This is a genomic window from Streptomyces sp. LN549, from assembly GCF_043203805.1.
In the GTDB taxonomy this organism is placed as follows: Bacteria; Actinomycetota; Actinomycetes; order Streptomycetales; family Streptomycetaceae; genus Streptomyces.
Genome location: NZ_JAZHRI010000002.1, coordinates 7,428,471 through 7,443,079, shown reverse-complemented (window position 1 = coordinate 7,443,079; position 14,609 = coordinate 7,428,471). Strand labels below are relative to the sequence as shown.

Sequence of the window (14,609 nt, the reverse complement as noted above, 5' to 3'; positions counted from 1 at the left end):
GTACTACGTGGCGAAACAAACAGCACGATCGTTCGTCTAGTTGTACCGTTGCAGGCATCTGGCGCAACCGGCTGCGCCGAACCACGGAAGGGCTCACTCGTGCCGCACACCCTCTGGAGCACCGCATGGCAGGACGGCCCCGCTGCCGAGCCGCCCGGCCGCGGCACCGACGTGGTCGTCTCCGTCACCGAATTCGTCACTCACCGCCCCTGGACCACCCTCTCCGTCGGGGCTGCCGGCATGCGGCTGCGCCGCACCTGGCCGCACACGCCCGGCGCGGTCGGTATGTGGCTGTGGGCGGACATCAGCCCCCGGATGGACCGCTCGGGATCGATCACGGTCTGGACCGCCCGCGAACACCTGATGGGGTTCGTCGCGCGCCCCGACCACCGGCGCATCGTGCACGCGTACCGGGGCCGGGGCGCACTGCGCTCGGCCACCTGGCACACCCCGTTCACCGGCCGCACCGCGCTGCGCGAGTCCGCCTGGCGCCTGCTCTCCGGCGTCGACCCGTGGCCCGTGTCCGAATCCTGAGCCCGCTCGGCCCACCCCTCAGGCACACCTCTCGAAAGGAACCGGACCATGGACATCGTGCAGCTCGACCGGGCCGCAGTACTGGAGTCCGTCCGGGTGGTGGAACGAGCGGGCCCCGGCGACTGGGACCGGCCCACCCCCTGCGACCGCTGGACGCTGCGGCTCCTCGTGGCGCACATGGGCGTCCAGCACCTGGGCTTCGCCGCCGCAGCACGGGGCGAAGGGGCCGATCCGGCCGCCTGGGAGCCCCGGCCGGCCGGCGACGACCCGGTCGGGTGGTACCGCGGGGCGGCGCACGCCCTCCTGGACTGTTTCGCTCAACCGGGCCTACGGGAGCGGCGGTTCACGCTCCCTGAGATCGACGCGGAGGCGACGTTCGCCGCACCCACGGCGATCGGGTTCCACTTCATCGACTACGTCGTGCACTCCTGGGACGTGGCGGCCGCCCTGGGCGTGCGTACCGCATTCCCGCCGGCCGTGCTCGATGCCGCACTGCCCATCGCGTTGCGCGTGCCGGGCGGGGACCGGCGTGAACAGCCCGGGGCGGCCTTCCGGCCTGCACTGGATCCCGCCCCCGGGGCCGACACCCTGCGCCTCGTACTGTCGGCACTCGGCCGTTCTCCGGACTGGGGCCCGCCGCAAGGCAGTTGACGGCGAGGGGCTTCCGGCCGGTCCGGCCGCTCAGGTGCCGTCCGGGACCGAGCCGAAGGTGGCCCGTCCGGCGGGCCGGTAGGTCTGGATCGCGATGCCGTTGGGCGTCGTCCGGGAGCCGGTCGGCTCGAAGGCCGTCGGAAGCCCCCGTCCGGGAACAGCCGTCGCCCGCGGCCGAGCACGACCGGGTGGACCAGCAGGTTGTACGTGTCGATCAGGTCGTGCGCCATCAGGGACTGGGCGAGTGCGCGAGGAGAGGCAGTCCGTTCGCGTCCGACAGGACGTGCATCTTCGAGCCCGCACAGGACACGGTCTTACGGATGTCCCGACCCCGCCGACCGCCGGAACCCACCGGTCCGGGCCCCCGCCGTACCGGAGTCGGCGTCCGTTTCCCGCCGGTATCCGGTGCGCCGAAGAACTTTGATTGTTCCTGTCAGCACGAACGCAACGGACGGGAACCCCCTGATGAACAGCACTGTCAGCACGAACCGCACCGCACTGGTCACCGGCGGCAGCCGCGGCATCGGTGCCGCGACCGCCCTGCGGCTCGCCCAGGACGGCGCCGATGTGGCGCTGACCTACGTACACGACGAGGACGCCGCCCGCGAGGTCGTGCGGAAGATCGAGGCGGGCGGCCGCCGCGCCCTCGCCCTGCGCGCGGACTCGGCCGACCCGGAAGCCGTCCCCGCGGCGGTGCACCGGACGGCGGAGACCTTCGGCCGGCTCGACATCCTGGTCAACAACGCGGGCATCGGCGTCCTCGGCCCGATCGGCGACCTCACCGACGCCGATGTCGACCGGGTACTCGCCGTCAACGTACGGGCGGTCTTCCTGGCCTGCCGGGCAGCGGCCGGTGTACTGGAGCGAGGGGGCCGCATCATCTCCGTCGGTACGGCCCTGAGCCGGTACGCGGGCGGTCCCGGCTCCACCCTTTACGCGATGAGCAAGTCGGCGCTGTCCGGACTGACCAAGCCGCTCGCCCGCGAGCTCGGCCCGCGCGGCATCACGGTCAATCTGGTCCAGGCCGGTGCGGTCGACACCGACATGAACCCCGCCGACGGCCCGTACGCCGCCGGCCAGCGGGCGGCGAACGCGCTGGACCGGTTCGCCGCACCGGGTGAAGTGGCCGCGATGATCGCGTACTTGGCCGGCGACGAGGCTGCGTACATCACCGGTGCGGAAATGGTCGTGGACGGCGGCCACGCGGCCTGACCCTGGCAGGGTGAGGGGAACGATTCCGTTCCGAGGAGGCCTCATGTCCGCACCGGGTGACGAGGACGACCGTCCGCTGTACGAGCGGTTCGGATTCCGCATCGCCCGGCGCGGATACGACCGCGATCAGGTCGAGGCCTACCTCACCCAGCTCCTCGGCGGCGCCCCGGCGGCCGGTGCCCCGGCCTTCGATCTGGTCCGCCGCGGGTACGAGCGGGACCGGGTCGACGAGGTCATCACCCGGTTGCACCACGAGGCGCCGGGCCGGGGCGCCCAGGCCTAGGCTGGGTGAGCAGTGATCCGACAGGAAGGGATGATCATGCCCGCGACCCCGGTGCACACCCTCAACGACGGCCGTACGCTCCCCGCGGTGGGACTCGGCACCTGGCCACTGGACGACGACGCGGCCGAGGAAGCCGTCGCAGGGGCGCTGGGTCTCGGCTACCGGCTCGTCGACACCGCACTGAACTACGGCAACGAGACCGGCACGGGCCGAGGCATCGCCCGCAGCGGCGTGCCGCGGGAGGACATCTTCGTCACCACCAAGGTGCCGGGCCGGCACCAGGGTTACGAGAAGACCCTCGCCTCGTTCGAGGAGTCCCGTCGCAACCTCGGGCTCTCCTATGTGGATCTGTATCTCATCCACTGGCCGCTGCCCCGCGTCGATCTGTACGTGGACACCTGGCGGGCCCTGATCCGGCTGCGTGAGGACGGGCTCGTGCGGTCGATCGGGGTCTCCAACTTCACTGCGGACCACCTCGCGCGGCTGGAGAAGGAGACGGGGGTGCTGCCCGCCGTCAACCAGATCGAGATGCATCCGCGGCTGCCGCAGGAGAATCTGCGGGCCCTGCACGCCGCCAAGGGCATCGTGACGGAGAGCTGGAGCCCGCTGGGGCGCGGCCGCGATCTGCTGGCCGCCCCGGAGCTCGTCGCGATCGCCGGGGCGCACGGAGTGACACCCGGTCAGGCCGTGTTGCGCTGGCACACCCAGCTCGGCGCCGTCCCGATCCCGAAGTCGGCCGATCCGGGACGGCAGCGCGAGAACCTCGGCCTGTTCGGCTTCGAGCTCACGCCGGACGAACTGGCCCGCATCTCCGCCGGCCCGCAGGAGCGGTTCGGCGGGGACCCCGAGGTGCACGAGGAGTTCTGAGGCGGGGGGGGCAGCGAACCGCCCTCCGTCTCAGCTGGACCGCGGCTGCACCTCCGCCATACGGGACCAGCCCTCACCCGGAACCTCGACGTTGATGATCTCGGGCACCTCCGCCACCAGGTCCGCCATCGTGTCCATCGCCGCCGCGAAGTGCGCCGACTGCACGTGGGCCGCACCGGCCTCGGGGGACGCGAACGCCTCCAGCAGCACGAACTGGTCCGGGTTCTCGACGCTGCGGGACCAGTCGAAGAAGACGTTGCCGGGCTCCTGCCGGGTGGCGAGGGTGAAGTCCTCGACGGCCGGAAGCCAGTTGTCGCGCTCGGCGGTGCGGACGGTGAACTTGACGGCGATGAAGATCATGGCGACTCCTGTGGGGATGTGCGGGAACCCGGGGAAGGGTCCCACATCCCTACGGTATCGACCGAATACGGACAGCTTCCGGCAGGGGCGGTCAGCCCCCGCCGGGACAGCCTCCGGCAGGGCGGTTCAGCCGCCCAGCTCGAGGTGACGGGCGGCCAGCCGTGCGGCACCCTGTCGCGTCAGCGAGCCGAAGAGGCGCAGCCGCGAGATGCCGCCGTCCGGGAAGATGTCGATGCGGACCTCATCGGCCCGTACTGCGTCAGGCAGGACGAAGCGGTGGTTGGTGTCCGGCTGCAGCCGGGTCCTGGGCAGCACCTCGACCCAGTCGCCGCCCTCCGCGTCCCGGGCCGAAAGGCTCGCCCAGCCCGCCGAGTTGCCCTTCAGACAGGCGGTGTCGATCTCGACGGCGCGGATCTTCGCCTCTTCGACGAGGTGGTACTGGATCCAGTCGTTGCCCTTGTCGCGCCGGCGCCGGGTCTCCCAGCCGTCGTCCATCTTGCGGGAGCGTCCGGGCTGGATGGTGTTGGTCGCCGGGGAGTAGAAACGGTCGGAAGCGTCCTCGATCCGGCCGCCGTTCTCCAGCGCGACCAGGTCGAAGGTGCCGAGCGCCGTCAGCCAGACGGGGTCCGGGGCGACTTCGCCGTACACCCGGAGCCTGGCTATGCCGCCGTCGGGGTGCTGGTTGACCCGCAGGTGGGTGAAGCGCTGCGCGGCGTCGACGGTGAAGCCGTTGGCCGCGTGGCCGCCGACGGCCGTACGGGGAACGAGCGTCGTCCACGTCACGCCGGGCGCGAGGAGGTCGTCGGGGGACGGCGCCCCGGGCAGCGAGACACCCTCGACGGAGACCGCCTGCGGGTAGTTGCCACGGAAGTGGGCGGTGTCGACGACGATGCCGCGTACGACACCCGGTGCACCGAGGCGCACCAGTGCCCAGTCGTGGTCCTCGTCCACCGGGTGGGGCTGTACAGCGCTCACGCCGCGGCGGCGGCGGGTCTCCCAGCCGTCCATGATCTTGCCCTTGTGCCCGAAGCGCTCGGGGTCGAAGTGGGCGGGCTCCGGTTTCAGCAGGTTCTCGCGCTCCGCGAAGAACTCGTCGTTGGCGGCGATCACCCCCGCGCCGAGCCGCCGGTCGGCGAGGTCGACGAGGTGGGTGAAGGGGAAGTCGGCGGTGCGGTAGTCGGCGTACGGGTCGCCGCCGCCGTACGGGTTCGCGTCGCCGGTGAAGTGCGCTGTCGCCGTCATGGTCAGTTGTTCCTTGTCTGGAGGCGGCCGGTGGGCTCGGCGAGGGTGCCTTCGGCGGCGATCCTTACGCCGCGCAGCCAGGTCGACCGCACGACGCCGTACAGAGTCCGGCCGGCGTACGCGGTGACCTGGTTGCGGTGGAAGAGCTCGGCCGGGTCGACGGTGAAGGTCGCGTCGGGTGCCAGGACGGCGATGTCGGCGTCGCGGCCGGCCTCGATCGCACCCTTGGCGGTGAGTCCGGCCAGTTCGGCGGGGGCGGCCGACATCCAGCGGGCGACGTCGTCGAGAGAGTGGCCGCGCCTGCGGGCCTCGGTCCAGATCGCGGGCAGGCCGAGCTGGAGGGAGGAGATTCCGCCCCAGGCGGAGGCGAAGTCCGGCGTCTTGAGTTCGGTGGTGCAGGGCGAGTGGTCGGAGACGATGCAGTCGATGGTGCCGTCGGCGAGCCCCTGCCACAGCGCGTCCTGGTTGGCGGCCTCGCGGATGGGCGGACAGCATTTGAACTCGGTGGCCCCGTCGGGGACTTCCTCGGCGGTGAGGGTGAGGAAGTGCGGGCAGGACTCGACGGTGACGCTGACCCCCTCGCGCTTGGCTGCGGCGATCAGCGGCAGCGCGTCGCTGGAGGAGAGGTGCAGGATGTGGACGCGCGCGTTCAACCGCTTGGCATGGGCGATGAGACCCTCGATCGCGGTGTTCTCGGCGTCGCGTGGCCGGGAGGCGAGGAAGTCGGCGTAGGCGGGGCCGCCGCGCTGGGGCGCGGACGCCAGGTGGCGGGGGTCCTCAGCGTGCACGATGAGGAGCCCGCCGAAGCCGGCGATCTCCGCCATCGACCGGGCCAGCTGCTCCTGGTCCAGTTCGGGGAACTCCTCGACGCCGGAGGGTGAGAGGAAGCACTTGAAGCCGAAGACCCCGGCCTCGTACAGCGGGCGCAGATCCTTGACGTTCGAGGGAATGGCGCCGCCCCAGAAGCCGGTGTCGACGTGGACCTTGGGGGCCGCCACCTGCTGCTTGACGCGGAGGTGCTCGACGGTCGTGGTCGGCGGGAGGGAGTTGAGCGGCATGTCGATCAGGGTGGTGATCCCGCCGGCCGCGGCAGCCCGGGTGGCCGTGTGGAACCCTTCCCACTCGGTGCGGCCGGGGTCGTTCACATGGACGTGCGTGTCCACGAGTCCGGGCATCAGGACGTCGTCGCCGAAGTCCTCCACCCGGGCGCCTTCCGGCACCTCGGCGTCGTACGGCAGGACGGCGTCGATCGTCCCGCCCGCGACGTGGACCGCGGCGGGCCGTGTGCCCCCGGGGGTGACGACGCGCGTCGAGCGCAGTACCAGCTTCACGTCCGTACCCGACACCGGTGCTCCCCACTCTCATGAATTCAACGAACTGTTGAAGGAGTCTTCACTCGGGAATGCGACCCGTCAAGACCCCATCCTCCGCTCGGGACGCTCAGCCGACCACGCGTGGCACCGACTGGACGTTTCCACAAAGTAAAAGACTAATTTCGTAGTGCGGAATGTAGAATGGGCCGTACGCGACGCCGCGCAGACCGTCGGCCCGGCCGCGGACACCCGGACAAACGAGCCCTGACCGGCCAGGACGGTGCCCCTGCGACAGTGGGCCGATCGGGAAGTGCCCGGTAGGCTGCTGCCTTGCTCTTCCGCTTCGAAAGGACCGTTGACGTGCCGCCGTCCCACGCCAGCTCTTCCGACTCCAAGCCCGCCGGTTCCAGCGGCGGTGTGCAGTCACTCGAGCGCGCCTTCGATCTGCTGGAGCGGATGGCCGATGCGGGGGGCGAGGTCGGCCTGAGCGAGCTCTCCGCGAGCAGCGGACTCCCGCTGCCCACCATTCACCGGCTCATGCGCACGCTCGTCGTGTGCGGCTACGTACGCCAGCAGCCCAACCGGCGCTACGCGCTCGGCCCGCGCCTGATCCGGCTCGGCGAGTCCGCCGCGCGACTGCTCGGCACGTGGGCCCGCCCGTATCTGGCCCGGCTGGTCGAGGAGACCGGCGAGACGGCCAACATGGCGCTGCTCGACGGCGACGAGGTCGTGTACGTGGCGCAGGTGCCGTCCAAGCACTCGATGCGCATGTTCACCGAGGTGGGCCGCCGGGTGCTGCCGCACTCCACCGGCGTCGGCAAGGCCCTCCTGGCGCACACCCCGCCGGACGAGGTGCGGGCCCTTCTCGCACGCACCGGGATGCCGGCCGCGACCGAGAAGACGATCACCACCCCGGACGGTTTCCTGGACGCCCTGGAGCAGGTCCGCAGGGTCGGCTACGCGGTGGACGACAACGAGCAGGAGATAGGGGTCCGCTGCCTGGCGGTTTCGGTGCCCAACTCCCCCACCTCCGCCGCGATCTCGATCTCCGGCCCGGCAGGCCGGGTGACCGAGGCGGCCACCGAGCGGATCGTGCCGATCCTCCAGCAGGCCGCCAAGGAGCTGTCCGAGGCACTGGCCAGCAGCGGGTCGGCCGGCTGAGACGTGAGGAGGGGCGGCCGGAGCCTTCGTGCTCCGGCCGCCCCTTCGCCGTGTCCGGCCCCATGGCGCTCAGGCCAGTGCCGGTGCGGTCAGCCTGCCGTCCTCCATCGTGACCGTCAGGTCCATCCGGTCCAGATGGGTCCGGTCATGGGTGACCATGACGGTCGCCGTGGACCGCTGCCGGGTCAGCGAGACGAGGAGATCGAGCACCGCCGCACCCCGTTCATGGTCCAGGGCGCTGGTCGGTTCGTCGACGAGCAGGACCGCGGGGTCGTTCATCAGGGCCCTCGCGATGTTGATCCGCTGGCGCTGGCCGCCCGAGAGCTGGTGGGGTCTGCGGTCGGCCTTGTCCGCGAGAGCGACGGCGTCGAGCAGCTCCAGCGCACGGGCGCGGGCGGTCCGGGCCGAACCGCCCGAGAGATGCGCCATGACCTGGAGCTGTTCGACGGCGGTCAGCGACGGCAGCAGATTGGGCTGCTGGAAGACGATGCCGATCCGTTCGCGGCGCAGCGCGGCCTTGTCGGCCCGGCCCAGCCCCGCGGTGTCCGTGCCGGCGACGACGACGGCGCCCTCGTCCGGGGTGACCAGGGTGGCCGCCACGGCGAGCAGGCTCGACTTCCCGGAGCCGGAAGGGCCGACGACGGCGGTGAGGGTGCCCGCGGGCACATCGAGTGCGACGCGGTCCAGAGCGGTGAGCCGTCCGTCGCCGTCGGGGTAGGTGAGCGTGACGTCGGTGAGCGTGAGGGTCATCGGGCACTCCGGGGTGTGGTGCACGGGGTGAGGGGCGGTGTGGTGTTCATCGGGCACTCCCGAGCGCGGTGAGCGGGTCGACAGCCGTGATCCGCCGGATGGACAGGGCCGCCCCGACCGCGCCGAGGGCGATCATCACGGCCGCCGGGACGAGGACGGTCGCCGCGTCGAGGACGAACGGCACGGCCCCGCCGCTGACCAGCGCGCCGATGCCGGAGGCGAGGGCGGTACCCAGTCCCGTACCGATCGCGAGCATCACCACGGCCTGCCCGAGTGCGTCCCGCAGCAGATACGGCGTGGAGGCACCCAGCGCCTTGAGGACGGCGACATCGCCGCTGCGCTGGATCGTCCAGACGGTGAAGAAGGCGCCGATGACCAGGGCGGAGATGGCGAAGAGGAAGCCGCGCATCAGCTGGAGGGAGCCGTTCTCGGCCTGGTAGGAACCGATGGCGGTGAGTGAGCCGTCGAGCGTGAGCGTGCTGGTGCCCGCCGCCCGGTCGCCGGCGGCCAGATCGGCCCCGCCGGTGCTGGTCAGCGCGATCACGGTGGCGTGGTCCGTGCCCCCGGCACCGTCGGCCCCGAACCGCTGCCAGTCGGCGAGCGCGGTCCATACGACCGGCGTATGGCTGTACGAGGCATCGCCCGCGACCGCCGCGACGGTGACTTCGCGACCGCCGAGCCGCAGCCGGTCACCGGCGCGGGCCGCCAGGTCCTCGGCGGCCTGCTCAGAGAGCACGACCCTGCCGAGTCCGACCGGGGTGCCCGACGGCGCCAGGCCGCTGCCGGGCTCGACGCCGAACGCCGAGACGGCCGCCGTCCGCTCCCCCGCCACCGCGGCGGCGTTCAGCGTGCGGATGCCGAGCGGCTGCGCCGCCTCGACCCCGGGCTGCTCCGTCCAGCTCTTCCAGGCGTCCTCCCGGACGGTGGAATTGGTGAAGGACACCGACTGGCCGTCGGGCGGGGCGGCGAACGCCAGGTGGTCGGCGTTCAGCCCCGTGACGGCCGAGGTGTTCTCCCGGGCCAGCCCGGCCGTGAGGCCGGACAGCAGACCCACCAGCAGCGTGATCAGCACCACGACCGTGCCCATGAGCGCGAACCGGCCCTTGGCGAACCGAAGATCTCTCCATGCGACGAACATGACTCCAGCCTGGGTTCCGGCGGCCGCCGGAACATCGCCCGCGGGCCGGTCCCGACATCAACCTTTCGATTGACCGGGCCCGTGCACCCCGCGTCTACGCTGGACGAATCATGGAAACCCGTGTCCATCCCCCGGTCGCCGCCGCGCTGCGGCTGTGTCTGCACGCCCTGCTCCTGGGGCTGCTGGCGCTCGCCGCCGTCAAGGCCGTGAGCGGCGGCGCCCCGCACTCCGGGGCCGTCGTCGTGGTCGCGGTCGTGCTGGCCGCGGTGTACGCGGCGGGGGCCCTCGCTCCCGTCGTGCAGCCGCGGACCCGGGCTGGGGCGCTCTGGCTCGCGGTTCTGGGGGCGCTCTGGCTGGTACTGCTGGTGCTGTCGCCGGACGCGCTGTGGGTGGCGTTCCCGCTCTACTTCCTCCAGCTGCACCTGCTGCCGATCCGATGGAGCCTGCCCGCCGTGGTGGTGACCGCGGCGGCGGCCATCACCAGTTTCCTGCTGCACGGCGAGCCGGTCACCCCCGGCACGTTCATCGGCCCGCTGCTCGGGGCGGCGGTCGCGGTCGCCACGGTCCTCGGGTACGACGCGCTGTTCCGCGAGAGCGAGCGGCGCCGCGAGCTCATCGAGGAGCTCGTCTCGACCCGTGCGGAGCTCGCCGAGGCCGAGCGCACCGCCGGGACGCTCGCCGAACGCGAACGGCTGGCCCGCGAGATCCACGACACCCTCGCGCAGGGCCTCTCCAGCATCCAACTGCTGCTGCGCGCCGCGGAACGCACCCTTCCGGCGGACGCCCCCGCCGCAGCCCATGTCCGCCAGGCCCGCGAGGCAGCTCAGGACAACCTCGCCGAGGCCCGTCGGTTCGTGCGCGCCCTGACCCCGCCCGATCTGGAGAACGGCTCCCTGGCCGCCGCCCTGGAGCGGCTCTCGGCCCGCACCACCGCTCCCGCGCTCACGGTGAGTTTCGCCGTCAGCGGCACCCCGGTGGAGCTGCCCACGCCGTACGAGGTGGCGCTGCTGCGTACCGCGCAGTCGGCGCTGGCGAACACGGTGCAGCACGCCGACGCGCGGCGGGCGGAGATCACCCTGAGCTTCATGGACACCTCGGTGGCGCTGGACGTGGTCGACGACGGCCGGGGCTTCACCGACGACTCCGCCGCGAGCGGCGGAACCGGGACGGGCGGCTTCGGCCTGCCGGCCATGCGGTCCCGGGCCCGTTCGCTGGGCGGCACCCTGAGTGTCGAATCGGCGCCCGGTCAGGGCACGGCCGTCGCCCTGACCCTGCCGCTCCCCGTCGCCCGGACCGGACAGGACGCCGCATGACCCCTCCGATCAGACTGCTGCTCGCCGACGACCATCCGGTGGTACGGGCTGGCCTGCGGGCCGTCCTGGACACCGAGCCGGACTTCCGCGTCGTCGCCGAGGCCGCCACCGCCGAACGGGCGGTCGCCCTGGCGGCGACCGGTGAGTTCGACGTCGTCCTGATGGACCTGCAGTTCGGTGCGGGTCTGCACGGTTCGGAGGCCACCGCCGCGATCACCGCGGCGCCGGACGCACCCCGGGTGCTGATCCTGACGACGTACGACAGCGACGCCGACATCCTCGCGGCGGTGGAGGCGGGCGCGGCGGGCTATCTACTCAAGGACGCCCCGCCGGAGGAACTGGCCGCCGCGGTCCGTACGGCGGCAGCCGGACGCTCCGCCCTGGCGCCTGCCGTCGCGCACCGGCTGATGGACCGCATGCGGATGCCGGCCCAGGCGCTCACCAAGCGCGAGCTGGAGGTGCTGCAACTGGTCGGCGAGGGGCTGTCGAACCTGCAGATCAGCAAGAAGCTCTTCCTCAGCCAGGCAACGGTGAAGTCCCATCTGGTGCACATCTACGCCAAGCTGGGCGTGGACTCGCGCACCGCGGCCGTCGCGGCGGCGACGGCCCGCAGGCTCATCCGGCGGTGAAGCCGCTGCGGCAGGCCCCCGCCCCGCCCCGACGGCTTCATCGCAGAGGATCTACCGCCGCGGCGGCTCGCCGAACAGATCGACCGCGACCCGTACGTCCCTGAGTGCAGACGCCAGGGCGCTGACCGAGCCGACCGCCCCCGCGATCAGCAGCAGCGACCGGCGGAGCCGGGGAATCTCGGGCGCGCCACTGGCCGCCATCGCGTCCAGTGCCGCCAGCTCGTCCTCGGCGATCGCGCGGTCCGGGAACTCCGCCGGATGCCCGGCCAGCTCCCGGCGGAGCCGGGCGACGGCCGTACGCAACTCCGTCACTCTCGGGTCCTCATCACTGCTGGTCACCCGCGCCTGCCCCACGCTCTTCAACAAAGCACTCCCCCTCGCACAACTTTGTGCCGGTGTTTCGACCAAGCCCCGAACCGTGGTCAAGTGTCCGGGGGTGCGGGCAAGTTAACGCCATGACCGGTGTCGGGCGCCACTCCGCGGGCGGAACTCGGAGTGTCCCGCACATTGACGCAAGCGGGTGGACCGGTCCGGCGCGTGCAGGAACGGCCCGTCTGAGGTATCCAGTCGGCATGACAAGCACACCGCACGCCTTCTCCGTACCCTCCCCGTCCGCCTCCCCGGTCATCGCCGGGCTGCTGCTCGCGGCGGGCGGCGGACGCCGCCTCGGCGGGCGCCCGAAGGCCCTGCTGAAGCACCGTGGCCGCCTGCTGGCCGACCACGCGGTGGAGACGCTCCGGGCAGGCGGCTGCGGGCCGGTCCAGGTGGTGCTGGGCGCGTCGGCCGACGAAGTGCGAGCACGGGCGGACCTGCCGGGCGTCAGGTTGACGGTCAACCCGGAGTGGACCGAGGGCATGGGTTCCTCGCTACGGGCGGGACTCACCGCCCTCACCGGAACGGGTGCGGACGCGGTTGTCGTGCTACTGGTCGACCAGCCCGGCATCGGCGCCGAAGCGGTGGCCCGGGTGCGGGCGGCGTACCGCTCGCGGACGAGCCTGGCGGCGGCCTCGTACGGCGGAGAACGCGGCCATCCGGTGCTCTTCGGGGCCGATCTGTGGGCGGACATCGCGGCGGGCGCGGTGGGCGACCAGGGCGCTCGGGCCTATCTGCGGGCGCACCGCGATGCGATCACGCTCGTCGAGTGTTCGGATGTGGCTCAGGCCTACGACATCGACACGGCGGAGGACCTCTCCCACCTTGAGTGAACGGACTGGCACGCTGCGCCAGCAGACTCCCGCTTCTGTCGACCCGGAGAATCTCGACATCAACAAACCATTGAACTTCCACCATGAGGAAACTACTATCCACTGGTCAGAAGCCCTCTGCACCTCAGACGGCGACCACGGCCGCATCCCGGAGCCATGGCACGCCGTGCCGTTTCAGGCGACCCGGCGGCCGTGAGACGTCGCCCGCACCGCCCGCTGAAGGAGTGACAGCTCATGTCCGCACCAGCGCCGTCCTCGCTGGCCATCGTCGATGCCGAGCCCCTGCCCCGGCAGGACGAGGTCCTCACCCCCGCGGCCCTCGCGTTCGTGGCCGAGCTGCACCGCCGGTTCACGCCCCGGCGCAACGAGCTGCTCGCCCGGCGCGGCGAGCGCCGCGCCGAGATCGCCCGCACCTCCACGCTGGACTTCCTGCCGGAGACCGCCGCGATCCGTGCGGACGACTCCTGGAAGGTCGCACCGGCGCCGGCCGCGCTGAATGACCGCCGGGTGGAGATCACCGGTCCGACCGACCGCAAGATGACCATCAACGCCCTGAACTCGGGCGCCAAGGTCTGGCTCGCCGACTTCGAGGACGCCTCCGCCCCGACGTGGGAGAACGTCATCCTCGGCCAGCTCAACCTGATCGACGCGTACAACCGCGCCATCGACTTCACCGACCCGAAGTCCGGCAAGTCGTACGCGCTGAAGCCCGCCGACGAGCTCGCCACGGTCGTCACCCGCCCCCGCGGCTGGCACCTGGACGAGCGCCACCTCCAGCTCGACGGCACCCCGGTGCCCGGCGCGCTGGTCGACTTCGGCCTCTACTTCTTCCACAACGCGCAGCGCCTCATCGACCTCGGCAAGGGCCCGTACTTCTACCTGCCGAAGACGGAGTCGCACCTGGAGGCCCGCCTCTGGAACGAGATCTTCGTCTTCGCCCAGGAGTACGTGGGCATTCCGCAGGGCACGGTCCGCGCGACGGTCCTGATCGAGACGATCACCGCCGCGTACGAGATGGAGGAGATCCTCCACGAGCTCCGCGACCACGCCTCCGGGCTGAACGCCGGCCGCTGGGACTACCTCTTCTCCATCGTCAAGAACTTCCGTGACGGCGGCTCCAAGTTCGTCCTCCCGGACCGCAACGCGGTGACGATGACCGCCCCGTTCATGCGGGCGTACACCGAACTACTGGTCCGCACCTGCCACAAGCGCGGAGCCCACGCCATCGGCGGCATGGCGGCCTTCATCCCGTCGCGCCGGGACGCCGAGGTCAACAAGGTCGCGTTCGAGAAGGTCAAGGCCGACAAGGACCGCGAGGCGAGCGACGGCTTCGACGGCTCCTGGGTCGCCCACCCCGACCTGGTCCCGATCGCGATGACCTCCTTCGACGCGGTCCTCGGCGAGAAGCCGAACCAGAAGGAGCGGCTGCGCGAGGACGTCTCGGTGGCGGCGGGCGACCTGATCGCCATCGATACCCTGCACGCCAAGCCCACGTACGACGGCCTGCGCAACGCCGTCGCGGTCGGCATCCGCTACATCGAGGCGTGGCTGCGCGGCATGGGCGCGGTCGCCATCTTCAACCTGATGGAGGACGCGGCCACCGCCGAGATCTCGCGCTCGCAGATCTGGCAGTGGATCAACGCGGACGTGGTCTTCGAGAACGGCGAGCACGCCACGGCGGAGCTGGCCCGCAAGGTCGCGGCCGAGGAACTGACCGCGATCCGCACGGAGATCGGCGACGAGGCCTTCGCCACCGGCAAGTGGCAGCAGGCCCACGACCTGCTGCTCCAGGTCTCCCTCGACCAGGACTACGCGGACTTCCTGACGCTGCCGGCGTACGAGCAGCTGCGCTGATCCCGCACCCCCGCGAGACGCACTCCGCCCCCGGTGCCCCACAGCACCGGGGGCGGAGCCGTGTCCGGTCTGCGGGGCGCCCGCCCGGACACGTGTC

At 71.8% G+C, this 14,609-nt stretch carries 16 protein-coding genes; 10 read left to right on the top strand and 6 right to left on the bottom strand.

Annotated features, from left to right (window positions below; genetic code table 11):
- The first annotated feature begins 99 nt into the window (after positions 1–99).
- The 5 genes from SH922_RS33230 to SH922_RS33210 all read left to right on the top strand — a co-directional run bounded on the left by SH922_RS33230 (position 100) and on the right by SH922_RS33210 (position 3,547).
- Positions 100–534, top strand: a complete 435-nt coding sequence (locus SH922_RS33230; RefSeq protein ID WP_393062263.1) for a hypothetical protein — start codon at positions 100–102, stop codon at positions 532–534.
- A gap of 48 nt (positions 535–582) precedes the next feature.
- On the top strand, positions 583–1,185 hold the full coding sequence (locus tag SH922_RS33225) for a TIGR03086 family metal-binding protein (protein ID WP_393062262.1): 603 nt from the start codon (positions 583–585) through the stop codon (positions 1,183–1,185).
- A 465-nt stretch (positions 1,186–1,650) separates the two neighbouring features.
- Positions 1,651–2,397, top strand: a complete 747-nt coding sequence (locus SH922_RS33220) for an SDR family NAD(P)-dependent oxidoreductase (RefSeq protein ID WP_393062261.1) — start codon at positions 1,651–1,653, stop codon at positions 2,395–2,397.
- 43 nt (positions 2,398–2,440) lie between these two features.
- A complete protein-coding gene (locus SH922_RS33215; RefSeq protein ID WP_393062260.1) occupies positions 2,441–2,680 on the top strand; it encodes a hypothetical protein in 240 nt (79 codons plus the stop codon).
- Between the two features lie 36 nt (positions 2,681–2,716).
- Positions 2,717–3,547, top strand: a complete 831-nt coding sequence (locus tag SH922_RS33210; protein WP_393062259.1) for an aldo/keto reductase — start codon at positions 2,717–2,719, stop codon at positions 3,545–3,547.
- Between the two features lie 30 nt (positions 3,548–3,577).
- Here SH922_RS33210 and SH922_RS33205 read toward each other — a convergent pair whose 3' ends face one another.
- The 3 genes from SH922_RS33205 to allB form a co-directional block, all read right to left on the bottom strand.
- A complete protein-coding gene (locus SH922_RS33205; protein WP_393062258.1) occupies positions 3,578–3,907 on the bottom strand; it encodes a putative quinol monooxygenase in 330 nt (109 codons plus the stop codon).
- Positions 3,908–4,033: 126 nt separating this feature from the next.
- A complete protein-coding gene (gene alc, locus SH922_RS33200; RefSeq protein WP_393062257.1) occupies positions 4,034–5,149 on the bottom strand; it encodes an allantoicase in 1,116 nt (371 codons plus the stop codon).
- 2 nt (positions 5,150–5,151) lie between these two features.
- Positions 5,152–6,495: an allantoinase AllB gene (gene allB, locus SH922_RS33195; protein WP_393062256.1), complete on the bottom strand. Its 1,344-nt coding sequence runs from the start codon at positions 6,493–6,495 to the stop codon at positions 5,152–5,154.
- A 327-nt stretch (positions 6,496–6,822) separates the two neighbouring features.
- Here allB and SH922_RS33190 point away from each other — a divergent pair, with 327 nt between their 5' ends.
- Positions 6,823–7,623, top strand: coding sequence for an IclR family transcriptional regulator (locus tag SH922_RS33190; RefSeq protein WP_393062255.1), 801 nt, complete (start codon positions 6,823–6,825; stop codon positions 7,621–7,623).
- 69 nt (positions 7,624–7,692) lie between these two features.
- On the opposite strand, the gene SH922_RS33185 is transcribed toward SH922_RS33190, so the two are convergent.
- Positions 7,693–8,373, bottom strand: coding sequence for an ABC transporter ATP-binding protein (locus SH922_RS33185; protein WP_393062254.1), 681 nt, complete (start codon positions 8,371–8,373; stop codon positions 7,693–7,695).
- A gap of 46 nt (positions 8,374–8,419) precedes the next feature.
- Complete coding sequence (locus SH922_RS33180; RefSeq protein ID WP_393062253.1) at positions 8,420–9,511, bottom strand: ABC transporter permease; 1,092 nt, start codon at positions 9,509–9,511, stop codon at positions 8,420–8,422.
- Between the two features lie 110 nt (positions 9,512–9,621).
- On the opposite strand from SH922_RS33180, the gene SH922_RS33175 reads away from it, so the two are divergent.
- Both SH922_RS33175 and SH922_RS33170 read left to right on the top strand, forming a co-directional pair.
- Positions 9,622–10,824 carry a sensor histidine kinase gene (locus SH922_RS33175; protein ID WP_393062252.1) on the top strand — a complete coding sequence of 401 codons (1,203 nt, stop codon included), beginning with the start codon at positions 9,622–9,624 and terminating at the stop codon, positions 10,822–10,824.
- The gene (locus SH922_RS33170) at positions 10,821–11,453 is read left to right on the top strand and encodes a response regulator (protein ID WP_393062251.1); all 633 of its coding nucleotides are present in this window, start codon (positions 10,821–10,823) and stop codon (positions 11,451–11,453) included. The genes SH922_RS33175 and SH922_RS33170 overlap by 4 nt, the downstream gene beginning before the upstream one ends.
- A 51-nt stretch (positions 11,454–11,504) precedes the next feature.
- On the opposite strand, the gene SH922_RS33165 is transcribed toward SH922_RS33170, so the two are convergent.
- On the bottom strand, positions 11,505–11,819 hold the full coding sequence (locus tag SH922_RS33165; RefSeq protein ID WP_393062250.1) for a DUF5955 family protein: 315 nt from the start codon (positions 11,817–11,819) through the stop codon (positions 11,505–11,507).
- A gap of 206 nt (positions 11,820–12,025) precedes the next feature.
- Between SH922_RS33165 and SH922_RS33160 the strand changes: the two genes are divergently transcribed.
- Both SH922_RS33160 and aceB read left to right on the top strand, forming a co-directional pair.
- Complete coding sequence (locus tag SH922_RS33160; RefSeq protein ID WP_393062249.1) at positions 12,026–12,658, top strand: NTP transferase domain-containing protein; 633 nt, start codon at positions 12,026–12,028, stop codon at positions 12,656–12,658.
- A gap of 234 nt (positions 12,659–12,892) precedes the next feature.
- On the top strand, positions 12,893–14,512 hold the full coding sequence (gene aceB, locus SH922_RS33155; protein ID WP_393062248.1) for a malate synthase A: 1,620 nt from the start codon (positions 12,893–12,895) through the stop codon (positions 14,510–14,512).
- Positions 14,513–14,609: the final 97 nt, after the last annotated feature.